The 21,130-nt window shown below is 49.6% G+C and carries 18 protein-coding genes; 9 read left to right on the top strand and 9 right to left on the bottom strand.

The annotated features are described in order from the left end of the window. Positions 1–74 precede the first annotated feature (74 nt). The gene (locus tag GA0116948_RS03465; protein ID WP_123891745.1) at positions 75–1,940 is read right to left on the bottom strand and encodes a hypothetical protein; all 1,866 of its coding nucleotides are present in this window, start codon (positions 1,938–1,940) and stop codon (positions 75–77) included. Between the two features lie 239 nt (positions 1,941–2,179). On the opposite strand from GA0116948_RS03465, the gene GA0116948_RS03470 reads away from it, so the two are divergent. Then, the gene (locus tag GA0116948_RS03470; RefSeq protein WP_089709084.1) at positions 2,180–2,467 is read left to right on the top strand and encodes a YciI family protein; all 288 of its coding nucleotides are present in this window, start codon (positions 2,180–2,182) and stop codon (positions 2,465–2,467) included. 93 nt (positions 2,468–2,560) lie between these two features. On the opposite strand, the gene GA0116948_RS21195 is transcribed toward GA0116948_RS03470, so the two are convergent. Further along, complete coding sequence (locus GA0116948_RS21195; protein ID WP_165798393.1) at positions 2,561–2,722, bottom strand: hypothetical protein; 162 nt, start codon at positions 2,720–2,722, stop codon at positions 2,561–2,563. 115 nt (positions 2,723–2,837) lie between these two features. Beyond that, positions 2,838–3,308: a peptide-methionine (R)-S-oxide reductase MsrB gene (gene msrB, locus GA0116948_RS03475; RefSeq protein WP_089709086.1), complete on the bottom strand. Its 471-nt coding sequence runs from the start codon at positions 3,306–3,308 to the stop codon at positions 2,838–2,840. A gap of 342 nt (positions 3,309–3,650) precedes the next feature. Between msrB and mutL the strand changes: the two genes are divergently transcribed. After that, a complete protein-coding gene (gene mutL, locus GA0116948_RS03480; protein ID WP_089709088.1) occupies positions 3,651–5,501 on the top strand; it encodes a DNA mismatch repair endonuclease MutL in 1,851 nt (616 codons plus the stop codon). Positions 5,502–5,522: 21 nt separating this feature from the next. Here the strand turns inward: mutL and GA0116948_RS03485 are convergent, their stop codons facing one another. After that, positions 5,523–6,998 carry a gluconokinase gene (locus GA0116948_RS03485; protein WP_089709090.1) on the bottom strand — a complete coding sequence of 492 codons (1,476 nt, stop codon included), beginning with the start codon at positions 6,996–6,998 and terminating at the stop codon, positions 5,523–5,525. Between the two features lie 208 nt (positions 6,999–7,206). Here GA0116948_RS03485 and GA0116948_RS03490 point away from each other — a divergent pair, with 208 nt between their 5' ends. The 3 genes from GA0116948_RS03490 to GA0116948_RS03500 all read left to right on the top strand — a co-directional run bounded on the left by GA0116948_RS03490 (position 7,207) and on the right by GA0116948_RS03500 (position 11,194). Continuing rightward, complete coding sequence (locus tag GA0116948_RS03490; RefSeq protein ID WP_089709092.1) at positions 7,207–8,943, top strand: GMC family oxidoreductase; 1,737 nt, start codon at positions 7,207–7,209, stop codon at positions 8,941–8,943. A 26-nt stretch (positions 8,944–8,969) separates the two neighbouring features. Then, positions 8,970–9,668, top strand: coding sequence for a gluconate 2-dehydrogenase subunit 3 family protein (locus tag GA0116948_RS03495; protein ID WP_089709095.1), 699 nt, complete (start codon positions 8,970–8,972; stop codon positions 9,666–9,668). Positions 9,669–9,739: 71 nt separating this feature from the next. Next, on the top strand, positions 9,740–11,194 hold the full coding sequence (locus GA0116948_RS03500) for a Gfo/Idh/MocA family protein (RefSeq protein WP_089709097.1): 1,455 nt from the start codon (positions 9,740–9,742) through the stop codon (positions 11,192–11,194). A 515-nt stretch (positions 11,195–11,709) separates the two neighbouring features. Here GA0116948_RS03500 and GA0116948_RS03505 read toward each other — a convergent pair. Then, positions 11,710–13,005, bottom strand: a complete 1,296-nt coding sequence (locus GA0116948_RS03505; RefSeq protein ID WP_089709099.1) for a D-alanyl-D-alanine carboxypeptidase/D-alanyl-D-alanine-endopeptidase — start codon at positions 13,003–13,005, stop codon at positions 11,710–11,712. A gap of 133 nt (positions 13,006–13,138) precedes the next feature. Between GA0116948_RS03505 and GA0116948_RS03510 the strand changes: the two genes are divergently transcribed. The 3 genes from GA0116948_RS03510 (at position 13,139) to GA0116948_RS21200 (ending at position 15,794) form a co-directional block, all read left to right on the top strand. Then, positions 13,139–13,492, top strand: a complete 354-nt coding sequence (locus GA0116948_RS03510; RefSeq protein WP_089709100.1) for a phage holin family protein — start codon at positions 13,139–13,141, stop codon at positions 13,490–13,492. Positions 13,493–13,552: 60 nt separating this feature from the next. After that, entirely contained in the window at positions 13,553–15,556 is a 2,004-nt protein-coding gene (locus tag GA0116948_RS03515) for an alpha-ketoacid dehydrogenase subunit alpha/beta (protein ID WP_089709550.1), read from the top strand. Positions 15,557–15,647: 91 nt separating this feature from the next. Continuing rightward, the gene (locus tag GA0116948_RS21200; RefSeq protein ID WP_165798394.1) at positions 15,648–15,794 is read left to right on the top strand and encodes a hypothetical protein; all 147 of its coding nucleotides are present in this window, start codon (positions 15,648–15,650) and stop codon (positions 15,792–15,794) included. Between the two features lie 109 nt (positions 15,795–15,903). Here the strand turns inward: GA0116948_RS21200 and GA0116948_RS03520 are convergent, their stop codons facing one another. Both GA0116948_RS03520 and GA0116948_RS03525 read right to left on the bottom strand, forming a co-directional pair. Then, positions 15,904–16,689 carry an NYN domain-containing protein gene (locus GA0116948_RS03520; RefSeq protein ID WP_089709553.1) on the bottom strand — a complete coding sequence of 262 codons (786 nt, stop codon included), beginning with the start codon at positions 16,687–16,689 and terminating at the stop codon, positions 15,904–15,906. A gap of 79 nt (positions 16,690–16,768) precedes the next feature. After that, a complete protein-coding gene (locus GA0116948_RS03525) occupies positions 16,769–17,239 on the bottom strand; it encodes a Dps family protein (protein WP_089709102.1) in 471 nt (156 codons plus the stop codon). Positions 17,240–17,416: 177 nt separating this feature from the next. Between GA0116948_RS03525 and GA0116948_RS03530 the strand changes: the two genes are divergently transcribed. Next, entirely contained in the window at positions 17,417–18,595 is a 1,179-nt protein-coding gene (locus tag GA0116948_RS03530; RefSeq protein ID WP_089709104.1) for an MFS transporter, read from the top strand. A 64-nt stretch (positions 18,596–18,659) separates the two neighbouring features. On the opposite strand, the gene GA0116948_RS03535 is transcribed toward GA0116948_RS03530, so the two are convergent. Both GA0116948_RS03535 and GA0116948_RS03540 read right to left on the bottom strand, forming a co-directional pair. Beyond that, positions 18,660–19,877 (bottom strand): DNA recombination protein RmuC, encoded by a 1,218-nt coding sequence (locus tag GA0116948_RS03535; protein ID WP_089709106.1) that lies wholly within the window; start codon positions 19,875–19,877, stop codon positions 18,660–18,662. Between the two features lie 131 nt (positions 19,878–20,008). After that, on the bottom strand, positions 20,009–21,085 hold the full coding sequence (locus GA0116948_RS03540) for an iron-containing alcohol dehydrogenase family protein (protein WP_089709108.1): 1,077 nt from the start codon (positions 21,083–21,085) through the stop codon (positions 20,009–20,011). Positions 21,086–21,130 lie beyond the last annotated feature (45 nt).

A 21,130-nucleotide genomic window follows, 5' to 3' on the forward strand; every position in this document is an offset into this window, starting at 1 on the left:
TTAATACCATTATTTTTAAGCGGTGGCCTGCAATGTTATAAAAAAGCTGCTCTTTGGGGAGCAGCTTTTTACAATTACTTATGATATTTTTTCATAGGGGGCGGAGGTGATATCATGACAGCCGAGTCTAGCGCAGCCGCGGAGGTATCTGAAGCCTGCTGCACATCCCACTGGGCGCGGGCCTTGGCGTTGGCATCGCTTATCCGCTGATAGGCATCAAGACTAAAGCTCACCAAGGAGGCAAGGCTGTTCTTGCTTTTGTCTTTCAAGTTTAGTACCCATGCCGATTTGACTACTTTGTCTTTTACCGGGTATTGATCCAACACAACATCCTGGAACAGATCCTTAGCATTTTTAGTGATCGCGAGAGCGGTCGTATCGTTCTCAGTGGTGGTGCCAACGGCGCCAAGGAGCTGGTTCAGGTTTACGTAAGCCCCGATGGTATTGCCTTTCACCAGGTTTGTAAACGTGTCGCCTACTTTGCCAGATTTGCCGGCGCTATACTGGGCCAGTAGCTGCGCATCGCTGGCAAAGGAAACATGCTCCAGGTTAATGTCGGCCACGAACGTCTTGGAGTTCTGTATGGCAAATGTATAATGGTCGCCATCCTTGGTGAAAAACATACTTACATTTTTGCTATCCATTATACGCTGGAAAGCCGCTTTATCCTTCACTTTAGCAGAGAATAGCCACTTTACCTGGGTTTCATTGAACTGTTCCGTGGAGTCCCAGGGCGCTGGTTTTTTTACGATGGCATAATCAGACGCCACGGCTACAAACTGGCCATTGAAAGCATTCAAGGCATCACTGAGGGATATGCCCAGCATACTTTGCATACCCGTATCTACCAGGTCATTTACTTTCAGGGCATTCAGCACATCGCCAATGATGCGCGGATCAAAACCATAAAGCAGAAAGGAGGTAATGTTATTGGAGGGATAGTTTTTCAACATATCCGGATCGATGTTAGTATTGTATTTTTTGAGGATGGAATCCAGCGTAGGATTGATATAAGCGGAAGATGCGGCTACTACTTTGCCATCTTCAAAATTAAGGGAAGCGGTATAATAGCTATCGGAAAATAGCTTACGGAAATCGCCGGGCAATTTAAGTATATATTCATCCTTATACAGCGTAGTGGGATTTATCCATATGCTCAGGTCTGTACCCTGTTTCAGCGCGCTTTTCAATGATGCATAGGAGGTGGCCCGCTCACTCTCTTTCAGATGGAACAGATATTCCAGGCGACCCGCCCAGAAGTGTTCCAGGGTGTCTGGGGGTGGTGTTACCGTGGTTGTGTCGGACAAGACGGCCTGGGCGCTATCTGTTATGGTATCACCAGCATTGTAACCGCTTATTCCACTCAGGGGTGGGTACAGTGCTCCACCCATAGCAGCCATGCGGGATACATTGATGCCGGTTACTGAAACCGCATTGTCGGCGTTCCAGCCAATGATAGTATGCTCTTCGGGCAGATACAGGTAACTGAAATCGCTGCCTTTGCCACTCACCGCATCGGGCGAAGTAGCCTTCAGGAAGCTGGAGAATTTTGACGAGTCGGTAAGCGAAGCGATCATGCTCACGTAAGACTTAGTATTGTCTATAGTATCCTGCACATAAGCGGCGAAAAAATGATCGGTGAGGTCTATGCCAGATTTTTGTGCCTGCTTTACGGCTTTTGCGGTAGACGTTTCCCGGCTGGAGTCGTTGGTGTCTTCTCCTCTGGATGCGGCAGTGGCCTTTTCAGAGGCGCTCACCAGCTTATCAAAACTTAATCCGCCGGAGACCAGTTTGTTGCTGATCTGCCGGGTATTAATGTCCATTACAAATACCGCATTAGCCGGGATGTATTTGCTCTGCCGTGGAAGTTTAGCACAAGAAGTTAGCAACGTAACGGCTAAAAGTGCTACCGCAGAAAATCGATGAATGGATGTAACCATAAACAAAGGAGATAGAATTTAATGAATATCTAGTGAATTTACTATGTTTTTTCTTCCCACCCTTACAATAATCGGCCGGTATTAGCGTATTAGGATACCTGAGCAACTTTACCGGCTTTCATATCGGTTGTCCTTGCCGGGAATTTGTTGAATAAAATATTATATTAGCCACACTTTCATAGAGTATTACTGTGCCATATCTTACCATATTGTATAACAACTAGTTGAAAAACCTTATTATGTATTTAGTGCTTGTACAATACGTGCGGCCGTTAGCCGCTATCGATCATTATCTGGATCAGCACCTGGCCTTTCTGGAAAAGTATTACGAAACGGGGCAATTTATTTTATCGGGCCGGCGCAAACCGCGTACGGGTGGTCTTATCCTGGTGAAAGCCAGTAGCCGCCGCGAAGTGGAAGCCATCATCGCTGAAGACCCTTTCGACCGGTTGCAACTGGCCATGTACGAGATCATTGAATTTGAGCCAACCACCACAATCGCGGCCTTACAATCGCACCTGGTGTAAAACGCCTTCCCTGTTTGCCAACGAAAAAAACCCATACTGTCGAATATCAAATTTTGCCAGTCGGGGGTGGGCTATGTTCTACGGAACACACTGCTACTCCTGCTCTTTTTCCTGCTTAGCTTCATACACGGTTACGGTGTCCGTAAGCTCCTTCAGCTCCTGTTCTTCCGGCGATCCTGGCTCCAGCAACATGGTCAGTAAATAATAAATCCTGTCCATGGCGGCCCTGTATTGTTCCTTGGTTTCTACTTTCATGACCTTAATTTGGGCGCAAAATAAATTACTTTCTGGAAGGGTTAAAAATAAAACTGGCTGCCCGTCTTCCGACCGGCAGCCACCCATGTTCCCGTAATCTTATTTTAAAGGCAGATTAAAGTGCTGATTTTTCGTTATGCTGTTTTTCCGCTTCCTGCGCCTGTTCAAAGTCCATCACCACTGAATTTATACAATAACGCAGTCCGGTGGGCGGAGGCCCATCATTGAAGACATGCCCCAGGTGCGACTTACAGCGGCCACAAATTACTTCTGTGCGTTCCATACCATGACTATTGTCCGGCGCATAAATAACACTGGTTTTAGAAACTGGTTGATAAAAGCTGGGCCAGCCGCAGCCACTCTCAAATTTAGTGTCGGAGATGAACAAAGGATTGCCACATACAGCACAGTAATACGTGCCTTTTTCATTACTGTTCCAGAACTTTCCCGTGAATGCCCATTCGGTACCTTTTTCCCGGGCTATTTCATACACATCTGTTGGCAAAATTTTTTTCCACTCTTCGTTGGTTAGGTCTATTTTGCTGGTATCCGTTCTTGAATACACAGCATACTTGTCTTCTCCCATTGTGTGTTTTTATTAATCGCTGCGCGAAGAGGAATAAATTGTTAACAGTACTAACTAAGTAATAACTGCATTATTCTTCCACTCACATTGCTCAAGTTGCATAGATAAAGTATCCCTTAAAATACTTGTTCTAAGGTACGAATCCCATCCGGTAATAGTTTTGTACAAAATCGATATAGTTGACGCATTAACAAATATTAACAAATATTAGACATTGGAAACGGGGAATTCCATACCCACTACAACTGTTTTTGATAGTATTTTCCGTTACCTTTGAAAGTTACCAGCCGGCAGCAGCTTTTTGTTCTTTTTCCCCGGTTGGCTCAAATTTAATTAGACCTTGTGACAGACATTATTCATTTACTACCTGACAATATTGCGAACCAGATTGCAGCGGGCGAAGTAATTCAGCGGCCGGCAGCCGCCGTGAAGGAATTACTGGAGAATGCCGTAGACGCGGGTGCTACCGAAATTCAATTGATCTTGAAAGATGCCGGCAAAGAACTAGTGCAGGTGATAGACAACGGCAGTGGCATGAGTGAAACCGATGCACGCCTTTGTTTTGAACGCCACGCCACTTCCAAGATCCAGCATATAGACGACTTGTTCCGCATCTGCACCATGGGCTTCCGGGGCGAGGCCCTTGCCTCTATTGCGGCCGTAGCCCAGGTGGAACTAAAAACCCGCAGGGCCGAAGATCATGTAGGCACCTACATTGAAATCGAAAACAGCACCGTACGCAAACAGGAGCCCGTGCAGTGGCTACAGGGTACCAGCATCGCTATGAAGAACCTGTTCTTTAACGTGCCGGCCCGCCGTAATTTTCTGAAAAGTAATGCTGCGGAAATGCGCCACGTGGTGGATGAATTTATCCGGGTGGCCATGGCATTCCCCCAGTTGCAGTTTACCCTTACGCACAACGGCACACAGCTTTTTTACTTGGAAAAAGGTTCATTGAAACAACGCATTGTAAACATCCTGGGACAGCACTATAATTCCAAACTGGTAGCGGTAAAAGAAATGACCGACTACATGAACGTGTACGGCTTTGTAGGCAAGCCCGATGCAGCCAAGAAAACCCGTGGAGACCAGTTTTTTTTTGTTAACAACCGCTTCATCCGCAGCCCCTACCTGAACCATGCCGTGATGAGCGCCTACGCCGAAATGCTGCCCGGCGACAGCTTTCCCCTGTATGTACTGTTCATTGAACTAAGCCCGGAACATGTAGACATTAACGTACATCCTACCAAACAGGAAATAAAGTTTGATGACGAAAAGGTATTGTATGCCTTTATACAGGCCACCATCAAACATTCGCTGGCACAGTTCAATATAACGCCCACCCTAGATTTTGACCTGGATCCCAGCATTCAACAGCTTACTTCAGTAAGCCAGCCATTTACAAAACAACAGCAGGAAGACTCCACCGGTGGCTCGTTGTATAAAACATTTACCCAGGCACACCAGGCACATCGCATTGATCAAAACGATAGCAACCTGCGGCACTGGAAAGACCTTTACGAACCAAGCGCACCCAGGCCAGCCGGCGGTGAATTTGTCAGCCCGCCACCTGCCTACATCCCTAGTGGCGCTTCCGTGATAGACGCCCACTGGCAAGACCAGCAAAAGGCCCCCATGCAGGTACACCAGCAATACATCCTGTCGCACATTAAGTCGGGTTTTTTCTTGATAGACCAGCACGCGGCACACGAGCGCATTTTGTATGAACGCTACCAGCGTGCGCTGCACGAAAAACCTATGGCCACACAGCAGTCATTATTTCCTCAAACACTATCCCTGGCACCAGCAGATGCGGCCTTGGTAAGCGCCATGCTGCCAGACCTGCAAACCCTGGGCTACGACCTGGAGCCTTTCGGACAAAATACTTTTGTGGTGCGGGGTACTCCGGCAGACATACAGTTTGGGAACGAGCAGGCTAGTATAGAAGGGCTGCTGGAACAGTTTAAACACAGTGCAGACCTGAAGTTAGACCGACGCGAACAACTGGTTCGCTCTATGGCGCGCAATAATGCTATTCCCATTGGGAAAGGGTTAAGTGTGCGGGAAATGCAGAACCTAATCGATGAATTGTTTGCCTGCGCTACGCCCAATGTGTCGCCCAGCGGGCGGGCCACGTTTGTGTCTTTTAAGCTGAATGAACTGGATAAAATGTTTGAGAAGGGAGCGCAGTAGCTCGCTGATTGCAGTAATTATCTATATGGCATGCAGCGCTTCAAACACACTTTTTAAACGGCCGTACAACTGCCGGTACAGGGCAAAATATTTCCCGTAAACGACCGCCTGTGCTGCATCGGGGGCAAATACCTGGTCGGCATCTATAGTGGCATTATGTGGCCGCGCCTGTCCCAGGGCTTCCATGGCCAGCCGGATGGCACCCAGTGTTGAAGCGTCGCTTTGCTGCTGCAGGTGCATGGGCAGTTGAAAAATATTTGCCAGCAATTGTATCCATCCCGGGCTGGCCGTAAAGCCACCACTTACCGATATTTTTTTTATGGGTCCCACCGTATCCTGCAAGGCCAATGCTACTTCCAGCAAGTCATAGGCCATGCCTTCCATCAGCGCCCGCAGGAAGTGCAGCGGCGTGTGTCCGGGCTGTACGCCCACAAATGCTCCCCGGGCCAGGCTATCCCACATGGGTGCGCGCTCTCCCAGCAGAAAGGGCAAACACAATAACTGATCAGCTCCCGGCGGCAGGGCCAGGGCCTGTTCCAGCGCCTGCGCAAAGGGCAGGGCTGGCAGGAACTGTTTGGCATACCATTGCAAAATAACGCCCCCGTTGTTAATGGCTCCGCCACTGATATACTGCTCTTGCAGGATGTAGGTGAATAGTCTTTCCTCCGCATCTACCTGGGGCCGGGTAGTAGCCATACGCACCGCGCCGCTGGTACCAATGGTAAGCGTGGCATGGCCTTCATCCATAGCATCGCTGCCCAACTGGGCCAGGCAGCCATCGCTACCGCCGGGCACAATGGGTGTGTTTTCGGGCAGGCCCGTACGCAGGGCTGCCGCTGGCGTAAGGCCCCGCAGTATATCCGTGCTGCGCACTACCTCTGCCAGCCTTTCTGGACCAATGCCGGCCACCGCCAGGGCTTCCTTACTCCAGGAATGGGTGTGGATGTTAAACATGCCAGTGGCAGAAGCCGTAGCATCGTCTATATAAAATTTACCCAACAGGCGATACAGTACATATTCTTTAATGCCTACAAAAAGAGCGGTTTTCGCAAAAAGCGCTGGTTCCGTATCCTTCCACCAGGCAATTTTGCAAAGGGGTGACATGGGATGAATGGGCGTACCGGTTTTTGCATAGATGCGCCGGCCGGCTTCGGTATTTTTCAGGCGCTCCGCCACTGGCAGGCTGCGGTTGTCTGCCCAGATCAGCAAAGGAGAAAGGGGCTGTCCGGCAGCGTCCACTGCCATTATGCTATGCATGGCGTTACTAAAGGAAATGGCGGCTGGCGGCCCCTGTTGCCGTACGATGGAGGTCAGGCATTGTAGTACCGCCTCCGCAATCTGGTCTGGTTGCTGCTCACTTTGGTCAGGGGAGGGGTGCTCAATGGTGTAATGTACCTGTTCTACCTGCAATACACTACCATGGCCATCTACAGCCAATCCCTTGGTGCTGCTGGTTCCCATGTCTATCCCTAAATAATACGTCCCTTCGGTTTTCATATCGTGTAATATTGAACAAAATAAAAAAGACCTTTCATTTTCCCTTATTCTTTTATAGATTTATTGCGCCCATACCATGGGTTATACGGAAACCAAAATAGCTGACTTTCATGCTCGTACTGCTTATGAACATTGAAGCCACGTTGTAATTGAATTAAACAGGCAATCGCCACAGCAACCAACGCTGTGAATTGTAAACTACCACGCAATGGCTTTTGAAATTAAAAAGAAGGGGAAGCGCTACGATGTTTGTATTGTAGGCTCTGGGGCCGGTGGCGGCATGGCCGCCAAAATGCTGGCCGAAGCCGGGCTGAGTGTAGCCCTGCTCGAAGCAGGCCCCAATTATGATCCCGCTAATCCAGACCAGGCCACCCAATTAAAATGGCCCTGGGACTCTCCCCGCCGCGGGGCCAGCACCTCCCGCCCATTTGGAGATTTTGATGCAGCTTATGGCGGCTGGGAACTGGAAGGAGAACCTTACACCCAAAAAAATGGTACACAGTTCGACTGGTTCCGCTCCCGCATGCTGGGAGGCCGTACCAACCACTGGGGCCGTATTTCCCTGCGTTTCAGCGAACGTGATTTTAAACACCGCGACGTGGATGGCCTGGGAGAAAACTGGCCCATCGGATATGCCGACATTAAACCCTACTACGACCGCCTCGACAAAATGGTGGGTGTGTTTGGTACTAAAGAAGGCATGATCAACGAACCAGATGGCTACTTTCTGCCACCGCCCAAGCCCCGCCTGCACGAAATGTTGATAACCAAAGCCGGCCGTCGCATAGGCCTGCCCGTTATTCCCTCCCGACTTTCTATCCAAACACGTACCGTGAATAAAGACCGGGGCGCCTGCTTCTACTGCCACCAGTGCGGCCGGGGTTGCACCATCTACGCAGACTTTTCCTCTTCCTCGGTGCTGGTACACCCCGCCCTGAAAACCGGGCGGGTAGACCTTTTCGTGAATGCCATGGCCCGCGAGGTAAAGCTTGACGATAAAGGCAAAGCCACCGCTGTATTGTATGTAGATAAGACAGATCTACAGGAATATGAAGTAAACGCACATACCATTATCCTGGCCGCCAGCACCTGTGAAACAGCCCGCCTGCTCCTCAATTCCAAGAGCACCCGCTTTCCTAATGGGCTGGCCAACTCCAGCGGGCTGGTAGGTAAATACCTCCACGACTCTACCGGCGCTTCCCGCGGCGCGTTCATCCCTGCACTGATGGACCGTAAGCGATATAATGAAGACGGAACCGGCGGCATGCATGTATACGTACCCTGGTGGGCAGATAATAAAAAGCTGGATTTTGCCCGTGGTTACCACATAGAAATGGGTGGCGGCATGGGCATGCCTACCTATGGCTTTGGCATGGGCATGCATCATATAAACGGTTTGCCCGACAAAAACGGCCAATCTAAACCCGCAGGTGGATACGGCGCTGGACTAAAAGAAGATATCCGCCGCCACTACGGTGCCACTATCGGCATGGCAGGCCGTGGAGAGGCGATTGCCCGCATAGATAACTATTGCGAGATAGACCCTAATGTGGTAGATAAATACGGTATTCCCGTTCTGCGCTTCAACTATAAATGGAGCGATCACGAGATCAAACAGGCCAAACACATGCACGAAACCTTTGAATCGCTGATCCATGAAATGGGCGGCATTCCCATGGGTACTAAACCCGGGGCCGACAGTATGTACGGACTGGAAAATCCTGGCCGCATCATCCATGAAGTAGGTACCACCCGCATGGGAAACGATCCCAAAACATCGGTAGTCAACAAGTACAACCAGGCCCACGATGTGAACAACCTATTCGTGATGGACGGCGGTGCTTTCGTGTCGCAGGCAGATAAAAATCCTACCTGGACTATCATGGCCCTGGCCATCCGTGCTTCAGAATACCTGTACGGTGAATTAAAAAAACAGAATCTGTAAAACACGTCTTTAACCATCATCACTATATGGACAGAAGAAAATCGATTAAAGCCCTTTTGGTAGGCGGCGCAGCGGTAGGCACCCTTATGGCCGCCTGCGAAAACCCAAAAAAAACGGATAAAAAAACAGCCGGTGCCGACACAGGCGATAAGCCCACCGTATACGGCCGAACTGCTGCCGAAGCCGACCGCGATGCAAAGCTCAAGGGCGAAAAATTTTTTACTGATGCTGAAATGGCCACCATTACCGTGCTGGCCGATATAATTATTCCCAAAGACGAACACTCTGGCTCCGCCTCAGATGCCAAGGTGCCGGCGTTCATCGAGTTTATGGCGAAAGACCAACCATCCCACCAAATCCCTTTGCGGGGCGGCCTACGCTGGCTGGACGTACAGATGGCCAGCCGTTTTGGGAAGTCGTTTGTGGAATGCACACAAGAGCAGCAGATTGCTATGGTTGAACTTATTGCCTGGCCCGAAAAAGCAGCCCCGGAACTAAGCCAGGGCGTAAGCTTTTTTAACCACTTGCGCGACCTTACGGCCACCGGTTTTTACACCACCCGCATAGGCATAAACGACCTGGGTTACATGGGCAATACACCCAATGAATGGGACGGCCCCCCGGCAGACGTACTGGCCCAGTATGGACTTGCCTATGATGAAAAATACCTGCCCCTCTACCTGAAAATGGAGGACCGTGGTAAGATCATGACCTGGGAAGACTAAGCGCCTGGCCAGTTTCCGGCCTTGGCACACCACATTGCTATCTCCATTTATCCATGTTTTAAATAAAAATCATGCAAGAGGATCACAAACAACCCGGCGCTAATTCCCGCCGCGATTTCCTGAAAAACAGCGCCTTAGCGGCGGCTGGCTTTATGATTGTGCCGCGCCACGTGCTGGGCGGTAAAGGTTTTATTGCTCCCAGCGACCGTCTCCAGATAGCCGGCATTGGCGTAGGCGGTAAAGGCCAAAGCGATATTGCTGAATTTTCTAACAAGGGCCTGGCACCGGTAGACATTGCCTTCCTCTGTGATGTGGACGACCGCCGTTCCGCCACCACCCGTGCCAATTTTCCCAAAGCCAAGTATTACAAAGACTTCCGGGAAATGCTGGAAAAGGAGCATAAACATATCGATGCCGTTTCTGTATCCACACCCGATCATCAGCACGCTGTAGCCGCTATGGCCGCCATGCAACTGGGCAAACACGTGTACGTGCAAAAACCCCTTACCCACGATATTTATGAAGCCCGCGCCCTAACTGCCGCCGCTAAGAAATATAAAGTTGTAACCCAAATGGGCAACCAGGGTTCTTCTGGCGATGGTGTACGCCAGCTCATGGAATGGTACAACGCCGGCCTGGTAGGCGATGTACATACGGTGTACTGCTGGACAGACCGCCCCGTATGGCCCCAGGGCATTCCATGGAGCGCTAACAAGGCTGAAGTGCCAAAAGAACTGAATTGGGACCTCTGGCTGGGTACTGCACCTTACAAAGATTTCGTGGATAAATTAGTGCCTTTTAACTGGCGTGGCTGGTGGGACTACGGCACTGGCGCACTGGGCGATATGGGCTGCCACATCATTGAGCCGCCTTTCCGCGTATTGGGCCTGGAATATCCTTCTGAAGTAGAATGCAGCGTAGGAAGTGTGTATGTAGACGAATTTAAACGTGGCTACTTCCCCGACAGTTGCCCCCCGTCTTCCCACGTAACCCTGCGATTTAAAAAGCCAGATGGCAAAACCGTTACCCTCCACTGGATGGATGGTGGCATTCAGCCAGAACGCCCCGAAGAACTTGGTCCGAACGAAACTATGGGTGATGGTGGTAACGGCGCCCTGTTCATCGGCACCAAAGGCAAGATGATGTGTGGAACTTACGGCATTAACCCCCAGTTGCTGCCTACCAGCAAAACCGCTACCGCAGGCGTTGCGCAAACCATTGCCCGTGTGCCGGAAGGCCACTACCAGCAGTGGGTAAATGGCGCCATTGCCGGCTACGGCAAAAAACAACTGAGTTCTCCCTTCGAAATTGCCGGCCCGCTCACCGAAACATTGCTGATGGCCAACCTGGCTATCCGCAGTTTTGACATTCGGGTATCAAAACCAGAAAACCCAGCCCAGTTCAGCTATCCCGGCCGTTACATTAAGTTGCTATGGGACCAACAGGCTATGAAGGTGACCAATTTTGACGCGGCTAACCAGTTCGTAAAACGCCAATACCGTGAGGGCTGGAGCTTAGGCGTATAATGCTCTTTTATAGATAACCGGGCGTGGCCGGATGGGTTGGAAAACAGCCTATCTGGCCATTGCTTATATTAGCACTACCATGCCCATAAAAAAAACCGCCGGCCAGAAGACCAGCAGCTTTAATACACACATTTATAAAAAAAACACTATCCGCATGTGAATAGCATCTTCGTTAATATCCCGTATACAAATGGAAATACCGGCGATTGTGCCGGCAAAAGCGTAAACGTGGAATTTTCGAAAATGGGTAAACGATACTATAAGCTATAAAAAAACAGGTTTCCCTTTGCGTATCCCTGTTAAGTTAATATTTTCCCCGTTAAATAATTTCTAAAAATAAGCGTACCCCATACTCTTATTTACAATAGAATGCCTTCTTTTCCCTTAAAAACACATTTGGGCTACTAACTTTCATTACGTTTAAAATTTTATGTCCCTCCTTTGGACCTATCCCTTACAGGTTGCGTATTTGTTTACCCGGCACTTTCCCACGCATGCATCCCGCACAAGTTTATTTATTCCTGCTCATAGATCTTCCTCAGCAATTGTTCTACCGCAATCCGGATGTTGGTATTCTTGTCATTGTGATTATTGACCATCACGCTAAAAATCAACTTCCTTTTTTTCCTGGTAAAGAGGTAACCGCTCAGGTTAAAACAGTTGCCAAAGGAGCCCGTTTTCGCATAAATAGCGCCTTCCATACCAGCATAATGATTCGTAAGCGTGCCATGGCCAGCGGTGGGAAATAAAGCGTACACGCGGCTTGCCGGGAATGTGGCGGTGAGTTTGTGTAAAACCGCCACCAGATCTCGGGGAGTAACTAAATTATACCGCGAAAGGCCGGAACCGTCTACCCAATGCGGTGGCTCTGGCAGGTCTTTCAGCGAATGGCTCAACATCCAGTCAATGACACGCGGCGTGCTAAGCGTATCCAGCAAGCGGCTGCTGGCTGCCATAAGCATTTGCTCCGCCATGCCATCATCGCTTTCGTACATCATATAACGCAGTATACTATCCACTGGGCGGCTGTAGAAAACCACAGGTGTTGATAATTTACGTGTATCCATTACCGTTACAGGCCGGTGCAGGGTGTCTGCCAGGCGGGCCGCCAGGTCTGCCAGGCTGCCGGTTATAAAGGGTACCCGGGCTTGCATGGTGTTATTATTACGTGCAGGGTATTGCACATAAAACTGGTTACTATGCCACGCCCTCCCTCCGGTAGCCTCGGTCAGCGTATTATCTACTTTGGTAGCAATGGGCTGTTTAAAAAACGAGGGCGCTATACTGTCTGCTTTCCAGCGGTGATAAATGGTCACCACATTACCATACATAGGCCACTCGTTGCGTTCGGGCTGGTATTCGGTTTCATAATCCTCCCAGGACCAGCCCGGGCCAAAGGGCATGTTATCGTTGGGCATGGGTACCAGCGCAATGGGCTTGTTAACGGCCTTTAGCCAGGTAAAAGCATTTTGCTGTATAAATACCGGGTGCAGGAAACTGGGGTCGGCGGTTCCCTGTATAAAAAGAGTGTCTTTGCCTGCTTCGTACCGGAAAGCCGCCAGCGAATCGCCCAGCAAGGTGAGGGCGGTAAAGGCGGTAAGGATCTTAGTGTTGGAGGCTGGTATAAAATACTTATCGTCCTGATACTGGTAGAGGTATTTACCGGTGGCCGGCTCATAAATGCATATGCCACTATGCGCGCCTGCCACGCCCTTGGTTTGCCGGAAGGCCTGCGCCCATTGCGCTATCTGGCCCAAGGCAATAGCCGGCACAGCCAGCAATGCCAATAAGGAAAATAATATACGATTCATTGCTTGTCAAAGTATTCATTTTTAACAAAACGGGGACATTTCCCGTAAAGAAAAAAACTACCTGCTCCGGGTAATGTGACGGTATATTGCCCATCTCCCCAGATTCCCTACATTTGAAATTCAAATCTGGCGTATGAACATTTTTTTCCGGTTAATTATTAGCGCGTTGGCGGCTTTTGCCACGGCCTACATTCTACCAGGTGTACACCTCGACTCTTTTTGGTCTGCCATTATACTGGCTGTAGTACTGGGGTTGTTGAATATTTTTTTAAAACCGCTGCTCGTTTTGCTCACCTTTCCGATCACCGTTTTTACGCTGGGCCTGTTCCTGCTAATCATTAACGCGGTAATTATCCTGCTGGCCGCCAAGCTGGTTTCAGGTTTCCACGTAGATGGTTTTTGGTGGGCGTTGCTGTTCAGTCTTGTGATGACCCTTATTAACAGCGTTCTGGTATCGCTCGGCCCTAATGAGCAGCGTGGTGCTTAATGCAGCAGTGCCTACCTTTGCAGCCGCTGTAATAGCACTTCGATTAAAGCAATGAACGGTATGTATTTCGACCGAACCAACCTGAGCGACGCCCAATTGCTCGACTTCTACAAAGCTTTGGTGTACCCAAGGCTGGTAGAGGAAAAAATGCTATTGCTCCTGCGGCAAGGGCGCATTACCAAATGGTTTTCCGGCATAGGGCAGGAAGCCATTGCCGTGGGTGCCACCCTGGCGTTACAACCCAACGAATGGATATTACCGCTGCACCGCAACCTGGGAGTTTTTACTGCCCGCCACATGCCCCTGCACAAGCTTTTTCACCAGTGGCAGGGCCATGCCGAAGGTTATAGCCAGGGCCGCGAGCGTAGTTTTCATTTTGGTAGCAAAGCGCATCATATCTGGGGTATGATCTCCCACCTGGGTCCCCAGCTTTCTATTGCCGATGGCATAGGCCTGGCCCATCGTCTTAAAGGCGAAAAGCTGGTAGCATTGGCCTTCACTGGCGAAGGTGGCACCAGTGAGGGCGAATTTCATGAAGCCCTCAACCTGGCCGCTGTATGGGAACTCCCTGTTATCTTTCTCATTGAAAACAATGGCTACGCCCTAAGTACGCCTGTTTCGGAACAATACCGCTGCTCCCAATTGGCTGACAAGGCCTGGGGCTACGGCATGGAAGGTATGCGCATAAACGGCAACAACTTGCTGGAAGTGTACCAAACCATCTTAAAAGCCCGCGAGTACGCCATTCGCGAGCAAAAACCGGTACTCATAGAAGCCATGACGTTCCGTATGCGGGGCCATGAAGAGGCTAGTGGCACCAAGTATGTGCCGGCCCGGAAACTAGAGGAATGGGCCTTGCAAGACCCTATTGAACAATATGAGGCATTTCTCCTGGAACAAAAAATACTGAACCCGGAGCTTATCACTGCGCTTCATCACGAATTACATACCACCCTGGAGGCCGAACTGGCGCTGGCAGATGCTGCAGCCCCCGTGGCGATCAACCAGAAAAAGGAACTGGCAGATGTATATGCACCCTTGCCTGCAAGCATGTCTTTGCTCCCTCTCGTAAATGAGGCGCTGGCGGCCATGTCCGCTCCCCGGGAAAAACGTTTTATCGACGCCATTACAGAAGGTTTACAACAGGCAATGAATAAACATCCGCAGTTGTTGCTAATGGGGCAGGATATTGCCGGCTACGGAGGCGCCTTTAAAATTACCGAGGGTTTCCTGGAAAGGTTTGGTAAAGACCGTGTGCGCAACACGCCCTTGTGCGAAAGTGCAGTGCTGGGAGCAGCTGCCGGAGCCGCTGTGGAGGGCCACAAGAGTATGGTGGAAATGCAGTTCGCCGATTTCGTGACCTGCGGCTTTAACCAGATTGTAAATAACCTGGCCAAATTACATTACCGCTGGGGACAGCCCGCAGACGTGGTGGTGCGCCTGCCCACAGGCGCCGGCGTAGGTGCAGGGCCATTTCACTCCCAAAGCAATGAGTCTTGGTTTACCCACACTCCTGGCCTGAAAGTGGTGTATCCCTCTTCTCCTGCCGACGCCAAAGGCCTGTTATTGGCCGCCCTGGAAGATCCTAACCCGGTACTATTCTTTGAGCATAAGGCCTTGTACCGCAGCATCAGCGGGCCAGTGCCGGAAGATTATTACTTAACCCCTATCGGCAAGGCCCACCTGGTGCAAACCGGCACGGATGCCAGCATTATCACGTATGGCAGCGGCGTGCACTGGGCCATGGAATATGCAGCCCTTCACCCAGGAATTTCACTGGATATACTGGACCTGCGCACGCTTCAGCCCCTGGACTACAGCGCTATCCGCAATACCGCAGCACGCACGGGAAGGGTACTGGTTTTACATGAAGACACACTCACTGGCGGTATTGGGGGAGAAATCGCGGCCTGGATAGGGGAGCATTGTTTCACCAGCCTGGACGCCCCGGTACTACGCTGCGCCAGCCTGGATACACCTGTACCCTTTGCCGCCGCACTGGAACATGAATTTCTTGCTAAATCCAGGCTGGAAGCCAGTCTCAACAAATTATTGGCCTACTAAATGATAGGTCAGCATATGATATAATTGATCCTTTGCATTGTAATTCTCCGATGAATGTTATACCTTGCACACAGAATTTAAATCATGTAATATGTTGTCGTCGCTCTTAGTTTCAGAAGTTACTACTACTCAATTTTACTATACCTGGGATCATATCGGCTTTATCCTGAGCCGTGTTTTCATTGTAGTGCTGGCATGTGGCATTCTGTTCGCTACCGTGAAATATGTAAAGCGCTAATCTGCCTTTAATTCATTTTATATAAAAAACAGGCTGCCTAATAACATGCAGCCTGTTTTTGCTTTTTTATATTGTTTATGCACCCACAACGGGTAGGCATATGCCGGTCTTAACTTAAAAAGAAAGGCCCCGGAACTACCCTTACGTATACCAGATTATTACCTACTTTCTTACCGGTTTCCCGCAGTTCCACCTCCAATTGATCGAAGCTCTTAATTAACTGCACCAGTTTGGTATAACCATAATTGCGGGAGTCGAAATCAGGTTGCTTTTTTAAGATCAGGTTACCCAGCTCCCCGAGATAGGCCCATCCATCCTCATCTGCTATATCATTGATACTATCTGTCAGCAGATTGATCAGCTCTTCGTCTCTTTTACTGATGGGTGGTTTTATTTTTTCCTGTTTACTGGCTGGCTGCTTGGTGCCGGTTTTCTTTCTTTCTTTTTTCTCATCAGTATGCAGTATCTCCAAGTAAATAAATTTATCGCAGGCTGCCCGGAATGCACTGGGCGTTTTCTTTTCTCCCATGCCAAACACCCGCATGCCTGCTTCCCGCAGGCGGGTGGCCAGCCGGGTAAAATCGCTGTCGCTGGACACCAGGCAAAAACCGTCTACCCGGCCCGTGTAGAGAATATCCATCGCGTCTATAATCATTGCGGCATCGGTAGAGTTCTTGCCGGCAGTATAAGCATATTGTTGTATGGGGGTTACCGCGTTATCGAGCAGTACCGTTTTCCAGCCATTGAGCGTGGGTTTTGTCCAGTCGCCGTATATCCTTTTAAACGTAGGATTGCCATACTTGGCCAGTTCTTCCATCATGCCTTTAATGTGAGTGTGGGAAATGTTGTCGGCATCGATCAACATTGCCAAACGCAGGTCTTTTTCCTGGTCCATAAAAATCATTTAAAATAAATAAGGGCCGGCAATTTATTATGCCAGCCCTTACAATTTAATCTTTATCGGTCAGATACCCTTATTTCAGATAGGAACGGAGCATCCAGGCCATTTTTTCATGTTTTTCCATGAGGCCTGTTACAAAGTCGGCGCTGCCAGAATCTTTGTATTTGTCGCCAAATTCATCTACCAAATTACGCAGCTCGCGGATGATGGTTTCATGGTCGTTCAGCAGGTTCGTCATCTGAACTACGCGGTCGGTGCTATAATCCTGTTCCAGCAGGCTGGTAGACTTCAGGAAGTCTGCCAGGCGGCCCTGGGCATAGTGACCAATGGAGCGGATGCGTTCTGCCACGTCGTCGATGGCTGCTTCCAACTCTTTATACTGCTCTTCATAAAAACGGTGTAGTTCCAGGAAACTGGATCCTTCAATGTTCCAGTGGTAGTTCCTGGTTTTTTGATACAACACCACTTCGTTTGCCAGCACTTTATTAAGCCCGGTGGCTACGGACTGACGGTTGCTGTCGGTAATGCCAATCTCTACTTGCATATTGTTTGGATATTTTTAGTGTGTAGTGGGATATGATAAAGTTACGGATTGTTAGGCAGTTAAAACAATGTTTGCCGTCATGAAACTTCATGATGAAGAACAACGTAATTCCCCCCTGTTGTTCATCCTTCCTGCATAAAGCGTACCCAATATGCATTCAATTATTAATTTTGCAGGATGAATACAACGGAAGAAAGGATTTATACTTTACAGTTCTTTTTACTTTGCCTGAGCAATCTTTTGTTTTCCGCCAGTTTTAACATGATGCTCCCCGAACTGCCGGCCTACCTTACCCACCTGGGCGGGGCAGACTATAAGGGATATATTCTTGCCTTATTCACCTTAATGGCTGGGCTTTCCAGACCTTTCAGCGGCAAGCTTACCGACACCATTGGCCGGGTGCCGGTTATGATCTTTGGCTCACTTACCTGTGTAGTTTGCAGTCTGCTTTATCCTGCGGTGAGTACCGTTTTTGCCTTTTTATTACTCCGCTTTTTTCATGGGTTTTCTACGGGCTTTAAACCCACTGGCACAGCCGCCTACGTATCTGACCTGGTGCCGGCCACCCGCCGGGGCGAGGCCATGGGGGTGATCGGGCTTTTTCATACCATTGGCATGAGCATAGGGCCAGTCATCGGTGGATGGGTGAGTAATCAATGGGGTATTATATTTATGTTCCGGCTGTCGGCTGTGTTTGCCCTGCTATCGGTGGTGATTTTAATTGGGATGAAAGAAACCCTGGCAAACCGGCAGCCCTTCCGGCTGTCGCTGCTGCGAATTTCCCGGCAGGAGGTGTTTGAGCCCCTGGTGTGGCCGGCAGTAATTGTTACCTTCCTGATCTACCTAAGCTATGGTGCCGTATTTACCGTAATTCCCGACATGAGCGATTATCTGGGCATTTCCAACAAAGGTGCTTTTTATAGTTTCTTTACCGGTAGTTCTATTGCTATCCGGCTACTGGCGGGCAAGGTGTCTGATAAGTTTGGACGCATTCCCATTCTTAAAATATCTGCCCTGGTAATGGCAGTGGCCATGGTAATGATTGCACTAAGTACTTCTCCATGGATGCTTTTTGCGGCAGCGCTGGTGTATGGCGTATCCGTGGGCATGGGATCGCCGGCGGTTACCGCATGGACGATAGACCTGGGCAATCCACAGCACCGGGGGCGGGCGCTGGCAAGCATGTACATTGCCCAGGAAGCGGCAATTGGATTAGGCGCGTATTTTTCTGCATTGCTGTACCACAATTTGCCGGGGCGTTTTCCTATTACCTTTTATGTAACCGCTGCCGTAACGATGGTGGCGCCCCTGTATTTGTTCACCGTACATCCACGGAGCAAAGCATTACAGGCATAAGGGCCAGGTGGGAATAGCCCGCTCCCCAGTTACCACGGAAGCCCTGGAAGCCCAATGCATTGCATTAATCTTCCGGAGTTGTTAATTCGCTTTTATCCAATAATTCTTTAGGCAATTCTTTTTTACTATTTAGTCCCAACTTTTGCATGTGCTGTGCCCTGGCCATGAGGTTGCCCTTGCCGGTGCTCAATTTGGCCAGGGCATTATCAAACGCTTCCTGGCTTTTGTGCATTTGGGTGCCTACCAGGCGAAGATCTTCAGCAAAGCCCACAAACTTATCGTATAAGGCCGTTCCCTGCCGTACAATTTCGGTGGCGTTGCGGTTTTGCTGTTCCAGTTTCCACATACTGTTTATGATGCGCAAAGTGGCCAGCAATGCGGGTACACTCACCATAACAATACGTTTGCGAAAGGCATAATCATAAAGATCGTCTTCCTGCATCACCGCCAGGGTGTAGGCCGGCTCTATCGGCACAAATAGCAGCACAAAGTCGGTACTGTTGTCATATAATACGCTGTAATTTTTGTGGCTCAATTCATCGATATGATTTTTAACCGACTGCAAATGACTGCGCAGAAAGGTTTGTTTTTCCTCCTCGCTTGGTGCACTGCAATAACCTTCGTAAGCTTTGAGCGATACTTTAGAATCAATTACCAATTGCCGGTGTTCTGGCAGTTGCAGGATTACGTCGGGCCGGTACTGGCGGCCATTTTCATCGCGGCGGCTGTCCTGCACCTGGTAGTGTACATTTTTTTCCAGGCCGGATGCTTCCAGCACCCGTTCCAGTATCATTTCACCCCAGTTCCCTTGTTTTTTGGTGTCTGCTTTCAGTGCGTTGGTAAGATTGTTGGCCTCGCGGGTAAGAGTTTGGTTCAGTTGCAGGAGTTGTTGTAATTCCGTGCGAAGCGCCGCCCGCTGGGAGGTTTCGGCCAGCAGGGATTGCTGCATAGCCCCCCGGAAGCTTTCAATTTTCTCAGACAGCGGTTGTAATACGTTGACCAGTTTTAGTTGATTTTGTTCGAGTAAATTGCCGGAAACCCGTTGCAGTAGCTGCTGCGCGGTGATCTCAAATTGGCGCTGGACTTGTTGTTTATCTTCGGCAAACTGGGTTTGCAGTATCTCCTGGCGTTCAAGCAGGCGGTGGTGCGCCAGCTGGATGTCGTGCTTTTCCTCCACAGCGGCATCCAGTAGCTGTTGCAGGGATTTATTACGTAATTGCTGCTGCAAGTACAACACACCCAAAAGCACCAGGGCTGCGGCCAGCAGGATAGGTAGTAACATAATCCTTTGTTTGATCACGAAGGTAATAATAGCAATGGCATACGCATTGTATCTGCGGTATACGGAGGATTGAAAATAAAAAAGCGGCCGTGCTGTTCATGACCGCTTTGGCAGATAATATATTCCAGCCATTACAACTGCTCATAGAGCTTGCGCAAGCGTTCGCGGGTCATGATTGTTTTCCAGTCTTTGCCCAAGGCGTTTTCCCACAGGGGCGCCATACCCAGGGATACGTCGATCATTTTATCAAAATCTGCATTGGAAAGGCCTTTGGTAATGCCTTGCGGAATGGTGATGTTGTGTTTCTTCACCATCTGCTTAAATTCCTTCACCCCTTCCGGATAAAATTCTTCCAGCTTGTCGAACACAATGCAGTTGCCAATACCGTGTTTAGTACCCAGCAGATAAGCCAGCCCGTAACTCACGGCATGGGCTACACCTACCTGGGAATAAGCAATGCTCATACCACCAGCGTAAGAGGCCATCATCAGTTTATCGTCTGCATCGTCATCCCACTTTTCTTTCTGCAGAAAGATCTCCTGGCAAAGCACCAGCGCCTTTTCTCCATATGATTGGCTAAACGCGTTGAGATAGGTACCCTGCAGCGATTCAATGCAATGAATGTAGCAGTCCATGGCGGTGTAGAACATTTGATCCTTGTTCACACCCCGTACCAATTCGGGATCCAATACAATCTGGTCGAAAGGGGTAAAGTCGGAGTTCATGCCCAGCTTACGGGTAGGTCCAGTAAGTACGCAGGTGCGGCTTACTTCTGCGCCGGTGCCGCTGATCGTGGGAATACCTACTTTATACACACCAGGAAATTTAACCAGGTCCCAACCTTGATAATCGGCAGAAGAACCGGGGTTGTTCATCATGAGCGACACTGCCTTGGCCATATCCATCACAGAACCGCCACCTACACCAATAATGCCGGACACGGTACCAAATTCGGCGACCAACTGGTCGCGCAAAGCATCCACCACTTTGGTTTTCGGCTCATCGGTCACATCGATGTACACGATCTTATCTTTTCCTTGCAATGGCACTCGGGCAGCAAACGCCGGGTTGCCTTCAAAATGATAGTCTATAAAAAAGATCATCGGCGCATCGCCCTTACGGTGAGGGGCTATAATTTCACCCAACTGGTTAAAGGCGCCACGTCCAAAGATCACGTAATCCACCATTTTAAAATTCCTGAATTTCATATCGCTAAAGCTTTTCGTTTGCGTTTAAAAATAAGGCAGTGATTG

The organism is Chitinophaga costaii, assembly GCF_900094705.1.
Lineage (GTDB): Bacteria > Bacteroidota > Bacteroidia > Chitinophagales > Chitinophagaceae > Chitinophaga > Chitinophaga costaii.

Coding starts and splice junctions, on each gene's coding strand:
- GA0116948_RS21200 (WP_165798394.1), top strand. CDS start 15,648: ATGTTGTCGTCGCTCTTAGTTTCAGAAGTTACTACTACTCAATTTTAC.
- GA0116948_RS03540 (WP_089709108.1), bottom strand. CDS start 21,085: ATGAAATTCAGGAATTTTAAAATGGTGGATTACGTGATCTTTGGACGT.
- msrB (WP_089709086.1), bottom strand. CDS start 3,308: ATGGGAGAAGACAAGTATGCTGTGTATTCAAGAACGGATACCAGCAAA.
- GA0116948_RS03525 (WP_089709102.1), bottom strand. CDS start 17,239: ATGCAAGTAGAGATTGGCATTACCGACAGCAACCGTCAGTCCGTAGCC.
- GA0116948_RS03465 (WP_123891745.1), bottom strand. CDS start 1,940: ATGGTTACATCCATTCATCGATTTTCTGCGGTAGCACTTTTAGCCGTT.
- GA0116948_RS03495 (WP_089709095.1), top strand. CDS start 8,970: ATGGACAGAAGAAAATCGATTAAAGCCCTTTTGGTAGGCGGCGCAGCG.
- GA0116948_RS03470 (WP_089709084.1), top strand. CDS start 2,180: ATGTATTTAGTGCTTGTACAATACGTGCGGCCGTTAGCCGCTATCGAT.
- GA0116948_RS03520 (WP_089709553.1), bottom strand. CDS start 16,689: ATGGACCAGGAAAAAGACCTGCGTTTGGCAATGTTGATCGATGCCGAC.
- GA0116948_RS03505 (WP_089709099.1), bottom strand. CDS start 13,005: ATGAATCGTATATTATTTTCCTTATTGGCATTGCTGGCTGTGCCGGCT.
- GA0116948_RS21195 (WP_165798393.1), bottom strand. CDS start 2,722: ATGAAAGTAGAAACCAAGGAACAATACAGGGCCGCCATGGACAGGATT.
- GA0116948_RS03515 (WP_089709550.1), top strand. CDS start 13,553: ATGTATTTCGACCGAACCAACCTGAGCGACGCCCAATTGCTCGACTTC.
- GA0116948_RS03500 (WP_089709097.1), top strand. CDS start 9,740: ATGCAAGAGGATCACAAACAACCCGGCGCTAATTCCCGCCGCGATTTC.
- GA0116948_RS03535 (WP_089709106.1), bottom strand. CDS start 19,877: ATGTTACTACCTATCCTGCTGGCCGCAGCCCTGGTGCTTTTGGGTGTG.
- GA0116948_RS03490 (WP_089709092.1), top strand. CDS start 7,207: ATGGCTTTTGAAATTAAAAAGAAGGGGAAGCGCTACGATGTTTGTATT.
- GA0116948_RS03510 (WP_089709100.1), top strand. CDS start 13,139: ATGAACATTTTTTTCCGGTTAATTATTAGCGCGTTGGCGGCTTTTGCC.
- GA0116948_RS03485 (WP_089709090.1), bottom strand. CDS start 6,998: ATGAAAACCGAAGGGACGTATTATTTAGGGATAGACATGGGAACCAGC.
- GA0116948_RS03530 (WP_089709104.1), top strand. CDS start 17,417: ATGAATACAACGGAAGAAAGGATTTATACTTTACAGTTCTTTTTACTT.